The following is a 6,923-nucleotide window of genomic DNA, read 5'->3' as shown; positions in this document are numbered from 1 at the left end:
AGGCTTCCTCCTAAAAGAAAGCCTTGAATCACGTTCCGTCTGATTTGAGAATCCCAAGAGTCCACACAGCCTAGCCCTCATCGAAAACGGTGCGCTTGATCGGAGCAATATCGAAGCATTGGCCGATCGTCTCGGAGTAGGGGCCCGGCACCTCGCGCGCCTGTTTGCCGAGCACCTCGATGCATCGCCCCTGCAAGTCGCGCTTTCGCTTCGTGTTCAACGTGCAAAGCGTCTCCTCGATGAAAGCGATCTTCCAATTCCTCTCATCGCCAAGCGTGCCGGGTTTTCGAGCGCAAGGCGCATGAGCGCATCTTTCAGCCGGATCTATGGCCGGTCACCATCGGCGTTTCGCAAGAACACGTCGCCAAAAACGAAAACGAGCTGAGCGAGACGGAGCGATATGATGCTGACCAAGACCTTCGGGACGGTGGATGCCGAGACACAGAAAGCGATGAGTGGATTGGAGTTCGTGCAGGGCCTTGCGAGTGGCACGATTCCTCTCAACACCTTGGCGCAAACCTTGGGATACGATGTCACCGAAGCGACACGCGGTCGCGTTGTCGTGACGCTCATCCCAACTGGCGCCCACTTGAATCCAGCCGGCACGGTCCATGGTGGTCTCACGGCGACGCTGTTTGATAGCTGTATGGGGCTCGCGGTCCAATCGATGCTGGACATGGGCGTGGCCCAGACAACGCTCGAGTTCAAGATTTCTCTTGTGCGTCCCATCACGCCGGAAACAGGCCAGATCAGGGCCGAAGGAACGGTCTTGAATTGTGGACGCCGCATCGGCACGGCCGAAGGGCGTGTCACTGACGTCAAGGGCCGATTGCTCGCTCATGGCACAACCACGTGCCTCATCTTGCCGAGTTGAACCCGACGATGGCGCGCTACGGCCGATAAAGACTGGCACTATTGCTTCGCCGCAGCCCTATGATCTAGCGGCCTGTTTGCTCCCTCCAACCACCAGGACCGTGACTTGACGCTTCACCTTAATACAAGAGACAATAGCGGGTTACTGGAGCGGAGCGACAGCGATGCTGTTTCGTCTCGCATTTGCCCTTGCGTCGATGACGGCGCTGCTGGTTGATCCCATTGACGCCGTATCGCAGGACCTGCTGCGCAGCGTCGACCTCAACAGTCCCGAAATGTCGACATCGGAGATGACGCGCGCCGAGGTCGAGGCGCTGCTCAAGATGGCGCCTGAGGACGGCGCCGGCCAACGCTCTGCGGATTTGCAAGGAAAGCGGCTGTCGCATCTCGATCTCTCAGGCCTCGACTTTTCCGGCGGCAATCTTCGCCTCGTCAAGCTCAACCGGACTCGCCTGAAACGCGCGCGCTTCGATCGGGCCACCCTGAACCAGGCCTGGCTGGTCGACGCGGATTTGACGGACGCGTCTCTCGTAGGGGCATCGCTGCTCGGCACGCAGATGCAACGCGCCAAGCTTGGCGGCGCCGATCTGAACGGCGCTCGCATCACCGCAGATCTTTCAGGTGCCAACTTGATTGGAGCCACGCTTGCGGGCGCCGATCTGAGCGCTGATATGCGCAACCAATCGATGGGCCTGATGCGTGGCGTGCTCAAATCTGCCGATCTCAGGAATGCGGATCTGAGCGGTGCCAATCTCTCGCGCACCGATCTGGGATTCGCGCAGCTGCAGAACGCCAATCTGGCGAATTGTAACCTGAACCACGCCGACCTTGCGGGAGCCGACTTGTCCAACGCCAATCTCGCCGACGCCGATTTCACCGAGGCAGACCTCGCCTCGGCCCTTTTGCCCAGTGCAGCCGCGTTGGAAAAGGCGCGCAATCTGGACAAGGCCCGGAACTTCAACCTGGCTCGGCGCCCACCTTAGCGATCGCAGTGAGCCAAAACCTGGCATTTCGGCCTGAAGCGATCCGCGTATCGCCGCCAACACGATAATGGAAGGTGCGAGCTGCCGTGATTTCAGATTTCGCAAAACGCCTTGAGTGTCGCGAGCAGCAGCTCATCGTTGGAATTCGTGCCATCGGAGGGCCAATGGCTCCGTTGCGATGGGCAACCCACACCGTCTCCGGCACGTAAGCGGCGGCCAATCAGAACAGAATATGGTCTAGCGCTCTCCGAGCCTGATCACCCGTTCGAATGCCGCGTCGACCCCATCCATGAACGCCAACGCGCGGGGCAGTGATGGCGCCTCGTAGATAATGGCACCGCCAGGGCCGCCCCACATGATCTCGACGTGCCAGTGATCGTCGACCCGGGCGATCGACCCGGCCAGCGTGTTCGGGGCGCGCTTGATGTTCACCCTGTCGTCGTCAACTTGATCGGTTCGGAACGTTGTCATGGTTCGGCCCTTCTTTGTCTCGGGCCTCCCGCCTGGACTACGGCCGTATGTAAACTCGCCCCAACCTTTGGTGTTCCAAGGCTGACCACGTCTGGTCGCCAGGGACAGTACCGGTGATGGAGACGCCAGTGGATATTCCACAACGTGCGTTACCAGGCGCCGGGACGTTGCAGGGCGGGCCGACCGCGCCGCAGCCGCAGGCGTGCTCATGCTCCTATCCGGCCCTGTCGTTGGTCAGGTGCTTCAGCATCGCCTCACACGCATTCTCGGCTTCAGCGAAGGTTTTGAACGGCGAACCGCCCACTCTGATCGCAGGCCTGTTCAGATCGATGGGACGCCACGAGGCAACAAAGCCGGGCTCTCCGTGAAGCCCGGGGCCGGTTCGGCTCTCATTACTGATCACGAACGAGAACCCGCGGCTTATCGCGCTCCAAACTTGGAAGTCTTCCGTCGGACCGATGATGCGGCTGAATTGCATGATGCACCGAAAGCCCCACATCAGAAGGATATCGCTTCGCCGATTGGGAAAAATGCAGCGCTATTGACGTAACGACCGTTTTCCCCAAGCCGGGGGTGAACCGTCGGCTGGGCGGGGCGCGAGAAAAAATTCTTAATAATTAAACTATTTAAATTTTAAATAAGGAATTTATTACCATTATTTACGCCTGGTCAAAATGCAGGAGAAATCTAATGAAGATTTTATCTGGCATTTCCGCCGCGTTTTTTGTCCTCGCTCTGACGATGATTGCCCCGCCTGCAAATGCCTCCGGCGGTCGCCATAGAGGAGACCACCCCCACCACATCAGCGGAGCCCCCGGGCCGATTGCTGGCGCCGGTCTTCCGGTGCTCGCCATCGGCTATGGCGTCTATTGGCTGATTAAGCGCCGCCGCAAGCGCGACTGAGGTTCTGAAACAAGGCGGCATGATATCGGCGAGGCGTACATGCGGCATGCACGTGACGTGGAGAGGATGCTGTCCCGGTATCGAACCCTTTAGGGACTTCGATAGTGGACAGTCGTGCAACAGCCGCCTGTCGCGTCCGGAGAGGAAAGGTCCCAGCTTGGCCCCGATGCTGGGACCTTTCTTTCCGCAGAGCTCCCTGCCAGATCAGCGATTTCAAATAAGCATCTCGGCAGCTTCAGGCGTGATCTTCACGTAGGTGCCGCTCTCGTGCATCCACAAGCCTGCGCTCGATCGCGAACTTAAACCCGGCGCCGTATCCGGGCGGCTTGGCCTTGTCCTGAAAAAGAAACGAGTAGTTGATTTTCTCGATGTGAATGCAGTCCGTCTGTTTCGCTCGACTGCACGCACGCACTTCACGAGCCGGCGAGCGGCTTTCTCCGGACCGGCATAGGGGGATCTAACGCTGGCTTGGAGAAGGCATCGTACTGCTGCTCGTCGTACTGCTCGTCGGAGGCCACATGCCCGGTTTGGCTTTTCACGACCTGCTCCAGCTCAAGTGCTTCGATGGCAAGCTCATCCGCCAAACGCTTAAGCAGCTCGCGTTTGTTCGGATCCGTCGCCGACATGGCCATGACGGCACAATTGTTGGCATCCACCCGAAGCTGGTGCAATCTTCCGCTGAGGTCCTTCATGGCTCACGTCCTCGCTGGCCTGTACGCTACGCGGACGTGGGACTCTAGCCAATCGACGCTAAGTCTCTGTTCGGTTGAGCACAGTTCGCTACTATTTTTGCTCGGGGGAGCTGCAGAGGGGTGTGCGCCCGCCGACCCTGCGGCGCATTCGAATGCATCCAAGCTGAACCCTGGCCAGCACTTTGCGGGGAGCTGAGTTACGCGTTTCTCGCAGTCGATTGCACGGAGGTGTCAAAACGGAAAAAACGAAAAAACGCAAATAAACCAGTGCGTTACGTCGTGCGGAAGTGGCGTGCCGCGGCCGATGAAGATAGGCACTATTGCTTCGCAGTTCCTTTATGACGCCGTTGCCTGCCGCGCGCTACAACCGGTAGTGATCCGACACCGTGCGATTTCGTGTGTTGCAGCCCGTGGGGCGCTCTGGCCGGATAACCTGCGATGGACTGCGATCTTGCGGTAGCTGTGAACTTTCAGCCCGGACGCGAGGCGACGCGGAACAATCTCCTTGCCCAGCCGGCTATTGACTGCAGGGCGGGCATAGCTCGGATGAGCCACTCCGGAGTCCCGATGTCTCGAAGCATCTCAACTTGACCATCGGCGTGGCGCTCGATGAATTGAGCATCACGAAAATAGTCTGGGTTGGCTTGGTACCAATTTAGATCTCATGCCGGTCTTCCCAGAGCTGGGCGCCGTCAGGCAATCGAACGGCAAAGGCCAACTCTCGACGAAAACAGATCGCCTCGATTCTCGCGCGCTGATCTTCGTCGTATTCGATTCCGAACCGCTCCAGCTTTGCGTGCGTGGCTTCGTGCACGATAGCTGAGGCGATCTGTTCTATATTCACAGCCGAATCGGCCACGGATCGCTTGTCGAGCACGCACGCCTTGAGTGAATGCTTGTATTCGGCAAGGCCGCCCGGCAGCAGGAAAATCCAAATACGCTCAAGGTCCCTGATAATGCGGGAATACTGCAAGGGACTGTGCTGCTTTACGAGAAGCAGCGCACGTTCGACGCGCGGCAAGTGCTCCGGCGCAAAGTAACTTCCGATCCAAATCCCATCAACCTGCCGACCATAGGACGCCGCCAGCTGTATCCTGTCGATAAGGCTCGGACGAACTTTGGGCGGCTTCTGGCGTTCCCTGCGCATCCTGAACTCGGCGTTCGATGCCTGATTGATACGATACGGTACTTTCGGCCCGCTTACCGGCACGGCCAAAATTCTTACCGGTTGCGTTAGGGGGCGCTAACGAAAACTACGCTCGTTGCGGCTTAGTGTTGCTCTCAACCTCAGAGGTGCCGCAGAAGGGCAGTATCTTGTGCGAGAATTGTAGCACCTCAGCGAGAAGAGGGATCATTTCCACTTCGGCCCAGCAGAGATCGGCGAAGTCGAGGTGTCGTCTGTGCCCTACAGGTCGAACGACCGAATATTGGAGTATGGCAGGTCTACTTCCGAACCGATGCATGCGGACGCTGGTCACCGCGTACGAGGCGAAGAACGCTTTCGCATAGCGGCAGACTGATCGCATCGCTGATGGAGCCGACGGCGCTTGCTTCGGGCCGCAACGGCTGTTTGGGCGCCGGAGCCTACATCAGCCAAATGGCTGTCGCCAAGGCTAAAAATCCGACCAGCGCGCAAGCGAGGAAACCACGCTCAACGGCATCCATGGCGTCATTTCCTTTCGTCATCGGCAAATACCTCCGGGGGCACATTATCTACCTTAAAGCCGTGGTGAGCGGCATCGTTCCCCCGCAAGTTGCCGCGTTTTCCCGGTTGTCTGGCTGAGGAACGCACGCGCTAGCGCCGGAGTTTTTCGCTGGTAAGACGATCTAGTCAATCTCGCCGGCTCGATTTGCGAGCATTCAAGCGGAGATCAGCGCAGGTAAGTTCATTCTGATCTGTCGGGAATCTGACTCGTCGGATTCGCTCAGATAGGCTGTCTATGTTCAAGAGCAGAATAAATCTCGCTTCGGCTTAACACAGGTAAGTGGACCGCCGCTCGGGTGAGGCGATGCTATTTTTTCCCGAGGGAGGCGTAAATGGATTTTCCAATCGAAGGTGGTTCTAAAGAGGACTTTCAAATCGTGATTATCGTTATGGACAGGCTGGAACAGGAAAGGGCTCAGCTGCTTGCCCTTCGAAAGAAGGTGTCGGATGCGGCCGCTGGGCGAAAGCTCTGCAGTGCGCGTCGCACTCGACCGCCAAGAACGACGCCAAACCGAGGACATGAGCCATGAAGGACCTCACCGGGAAGTGGCACCAACTTCGAGCTGACGCGAAGCACTTTGCCGACCTCGGCACGTCGGCGACGGATCCACGTCAACGCGAGCTGTTTAAGCGTTTAGGTGTTGAGCTTGCTATCGCGGCGCTTGAGCTGGAACAGGTCGTGAAAAGGCAAAACCCGCATTTGGACTTCGACGAGCAGTGCGATGTTCTGTCCAAAGCCATCGCCGGGAAATGAATCATCGGCGCTTGGCTTGCCCGATCGCTGTATTTCATGCTTGCGAGCTTATCTTCCTTGTCGGGGCCGCACCGGAGATAGGCATCAGGGGAGAGATTGCGAATGCCTCGCGGGATCAACCCTCACCGATATTGAAGCTAACGATCCGGATAGGGTTGCGGTACTGGCCCTTCATGAGGTGGCACCGACCGCCGCAACCAGAGTCCCTCATGTGCGTTGATAGCGATGCTCAATCGACGCCCGATAGTGCCGTTGAAGCACTTCTTTCGCACCTGCGTTGCGAAGGGCAGCCAGTTGGAGCGCTTTCTGCTAGAACACGGCGCCGCCTACAACGATCGACGTCCAATAATAGTGCCGTTAAAGCACTTCTTTCGCACCTGCGTTGCGAAGGGCGGCCAGTTGGAGCGCTTTCTGCTAGAACACGGCCCCGCCTACAACGATCGACGTCCAATAATAGTGCCGTTGAAGCACTTCTTTCGCACCTGCGTTGCGAAGGGCGGCCAGTTGGAGCGCTTTCTGCTAGAACACGGCCCCGCCTACAA

Annotated in this window: 11 protein-coding genes; 7 read left to right on the top strand and 4 right to left on the bottom strand. The window is 58.2% G+C overall.

The features are described from left to right. Window positions 1-70 precede the first annotated feature (70 nt). Window positions 71-220, bottom strand: a complete 150-nt coding sequence (locus tag AC5ZGW_RS44830; protein WP_474418726.1) for a hypothetical protein — start codon at window positions 218-220, stop codon at window positions 71-73. Between AC5ZGW_RS44830 and AC5ZGW_RS44825 the strand changes: the two genes are divergently transcribed. From AC5ZGW_RS44825 to AC5ZGW_RS44815, 3 genes are all read left to right on the top strand, one after another. Beyond that, window positions 161-385 carry a helix-turn-helix domain-containing protein gene (locus tag AC5ZGW_RS44825; RefSeq protein WP_474418724.1) on the top strand — a complete coding sequence of 75 codons (225 nt, stop codon included), beginning with the start codon at window positions 161-163 and terminating at the stop codon, window positions 383-385. The genes AC5ZGW_RS44830 and AC5ZGW_RS44825 overlap by 60 nt on opposite strands. An 18-nt stretch (window positions 386-403) precedes the next feature. Beyond that, window positions 404-874, top strand: coding sequence for a PaaI family thioesterase (locus AC5ZGW_RS44820; RefSeq protein WP_130230561.1), 471 nt, complete (start codon window positions 404-406; stop codon window positions 872-874). 163 nt (window positions 875-1,037) lie between these two features. Then, window positions 1,038-1,856 carry a pentapeptide repeat-containing protein gene (locus AC5ZGW_RS44815; protein WP_130230563.1) on the top strand — a complete coding sequence of 273 codons (819 nt, stop codon included), beginning with the start codon at window positions 1,038-1,040 and terminating at the stop codon, window positions 1,854-1,856. Window positions 1,857-2,093: 237 nt separating this feature from the next. On the opposite strand, the gene AC5ZGW_RS44810 is transcribed toward AC5ZGW_RS44815, so the two are convergent. Beyond that, window positions 2,094-2,327: a hypothetical protein gene (locus AC5ZGW_RS44810; protein ID WP_130230565.1), complete on the bottom strand. Its 234-nt coding sequence runs from the start codon at window positions 2,325-2,327 to the stop codon at window positions 2,094-2,096. A 690-nt stretch (window positions 2,328-3,017) separates the two neighbouring features. Here AC5ZGW_RS44810 and AC5ZGW_RS44805 point away from each other — a divergent pair. Continuing rightward, a complete protein-coding gene (locus tag AC5ZGW_RS44805; RefSeq protein ID WP_130230569.1) occupies window positions 3,018-3,230 on the top strand; it encodes a hypothetical protein in 213 nt (70 codons plus the stop codon). 413 nt (window positions 3,231-3,643) lie between these two features. Here the strand turns inward: AC5ZGW_RS44805 and AC5ZGW_RS44800 are convergent, their stop codons facing one another. Both AC5ZGW_RS44800 and AC5ZGW_RS44795 read right to left on the bottom strand, forming a co-directional pair. After that, entirely contained in the window at window positions 3,644-3,922 is a 279-nt protein-coding gene (locus tag AC5ZGW_RS44800; protein WP_207231160.1) for a hypothetical protein, read from the bottom strand. A 655-nt stretch (window positions 3,923-4,577) separates the two neighbouring features. After that, the gene (locus AC5ZGW_RS44795) at window positions 4,578-5,138 is read right to left on the bottom strand and encodes a hypothetical protein (RefSeq protein WP_130230571.1); all 561 of its coding nucleotides are present in this window, start codon (window positions 5,136-5,138) and stop codon (window positions 4,578-4,580) included. Between the two features lie 315 nt (window positions 5,139-5,453). Between AC5ZGW_RS44795 and AC5ZGW_RS44790 the strand changes: the two genes are divergently transcribed. From AC5ZGW_RS44790 to AC5ZGW_RS44780, 3 genes are all read left to right on the top strand, one after another. Continuing rightward, the gene (locus tag AC5ZGW_RS44790; protein ID WP_130230573.1) at window positions 5,454-5,705 is read left to right on the top strand and encodes a hypothetical protein; all 252 of its coding nucleotides are present in this window, start codon (window positions 5,454-5,456) and stop codon (window positions 5,703-5,705) included. Between the two features lie 448 nt (window positions 5,706-6,153). Then, window positions 6,154-6,381 carry a hypothetical protein gene (locus AC5ZGW_RS44785; RefSeq protein ID WP_130230575.1) on the top strand — a complete coding sequence of 76 codons (228 nt, stop codon included), beginning with the start codon at window positions 6,154-6,156 and terminating at the stop codon, window positions 6,379-6,381. Window positions 6,382-6,633: 252 nt separating this feature from the next. Then, the coding region (locus AC5ZGW_RS44780; RefSeq protein ID WP_496114129.1) for a hypothetical protein at window positions 6,634-6,923 on the top strand (290 nt) is incomplete at its 3' end.

The sequence above is a fragment of the Bradyrhizobium sp. Crot121 genome (genome assembly GCF_059512385.1).
The sequence above is the reverse complement of the archived record's forward strand: the minus strand, read 5'-3'. Positions and strand labels throughout refer to the sequence as shown.

Bases quoted from the DNA above. Each gene is read 5' to 3' on its own strand.
- AC5ZGW_RS44820 (WP_130230561.1), top strand. From the start codon at position 404: ATGCTGACCAAGACCTTCGGGACGGTGGATGCCGAGACACAGAAAGCG.
- AC5ZGW_RS44805 (WP_130230569.1), top strand. From the start codon at position 3,018: ATGAAGATTTTATCTGGCATTTCCGCCGCGTTTTTTGTCCTCGCTCTG.
- AC5ZGW_RS44800 (WP_207231160.1), bottom strand. From the start codon at position 3,922: ATGAAGGACCTCAGCGGAAGATTGCACCAGCTTCGGGTGGATGCCAAC.
- AC5ZGW_RS44810 (WP_130230565.1), bottom strand. From the start codon at position 2,327: ATGACAACGTTCCGAACCGATCAAGTTGACGACGACAGGGTGAACATC.
- AC5ZGW_RS44785 (WP_130230575.1), top strand. From the start codon at position 6,154: ATGAAGGACCTCACCGGGAAGTGGCACCAACTTCGAGCTGACGCGAAG.
- AC5ZGW_RS44815 (WP_130230563.1), top strand. From the start codon at position 1,038: ATGCTGTTTCGTCTCGCATTTGCCCTTGCGTCGATGACGGCGCTGCTG.
- AC5ZGW_RS44790 (WP_130230573.1), top strand. From the start codon at position 5,454: ATGGAGCCGACGGCGCTTGCTTCGGGCCGCAACGGCTGTTTGGGCGCC.